This is a genomic window from Burkholderia sp. E168m23 (assembly GCF_016586125.1).
GTDB classification, from domain to species: domain Bacteria; phylum Pseudomonadota; class Gammaproteobacteria; order Burkholderiales; family Burkholderiaceae; genus Burkholderia; species Burkholderia orbicola.
In genome coordinates this window covers 1-1,043 of the sequence record NZ_BCPP01001475.1, presented here as the reverse complement: position 1 = coordinate 1,043, position 1,043 = coordinate 1, and the positions used below count along the sequence as shown (strand labels likewise).

2 pseudogenes are annotated in these 1,043 nt (G+C 69.2%); both read right to left on the bottom strand.

The annotated features are described in order from the left end of the window. Nucleotides 1-339 (bottom strand): annotated as a pseudogene (locus tag JMF90_RS38260) (sugar ABC transporter permease); the annotation flags it as partial. 34 nt (nucleotides 340-373) lie between these two features. After that, nucleotides 374-985 (bottom strand): annotated as a pseudogene (locus tag JMF90_RS38255) (extracellular solute-binding protein); the annotation flags it as partial. Nucleotides 986-1,043 lie beyond the last annotated feature (58 nt).

Genomic DNA, 1,043 nt, shown 5'->3' with positions numbered 1-1,043 from the left:
CAGCATCATCGGCAGGATCGCGAGCGGCAGCGCGATGCGGCGACCCGGAAACGCGCGCACGAACAGCAGCGCGAGCCCGAAGCCGAGCGCGACTTCGGCGAGAGACGCGACGATCGTGAAGCGCAGCGTGTTGCCGAAGCCGGCCGCGAACGCGTCGTCGCCGAGCACCGCGCGATAGTTCGCGAGCCCCGCGAACGCGCGGCGGCCGGCCGAGTAATCGACCCGGCAGAACGAGTCGATCAGCACCTGCGCGACCGGATACAGCGCGAGCGCGGCGAGCACCAGCAGCGCGGGCCCGAGCAGCGCGACGAACGGCAGGCTGCGGCCGAACGCTTTCATGCGCGGCCTCCGGCCGATGGATCGACGTGCGCGATCACTTGCCGGCCGCGGCCGTCGCCTGCGCGATCTTCTGCTGCGCCTGGCGCAGCGCGGCGTCGGGCGCGGCCTGCCCCGTCAGCGCGAGTTGAAGCTGATCGCCGAGAATGCTCTCGACCTGCTGCCAGTCCGTCACGCGCGGCCGCGCACGGCCGGCCTCGAGCGCCTTCAGTTGATCGGGATACCAGCGATACTGGCGCACCAGCGCCGGATCGTTGAACACGCTGCGGCGGGTCGGCGGAATGCCGATGCCGGCGAGGCGCGTCTGCGTATCGCGTGCGGTCAGGTAAGCGAGGAAGTCCTGCGCGAGCTTCGCGTGCGGCGCGTCCTTCGGAATGCCCATCTGCCAGATGCCGAGCATCGGCGCCGGGCCCGCGGTCTGTCCCGGCGGCGGCTGCAGCGCGATCTGCCCGACCACGCGCGACTGCTTCGCGTCATCGAGCGCCGGCACCCAGGCGGGCCACACCTCGATCGACTGCGCCGCCGTGCCGCGTTGCAGCGCGTCGCGCACTTCGGCCGCGCCGTATACGTCGACGTCCTTCGGCGCGAACGCCTTCAGCGCAAGGAACGTCTTCAGCGCGGCCTGCGCTTCGCGCGAATCGATCGTCACCGTAATAACTTCGTATAGCATACATTATACGAAGTTATACGATTCCTTATTTTCAGAG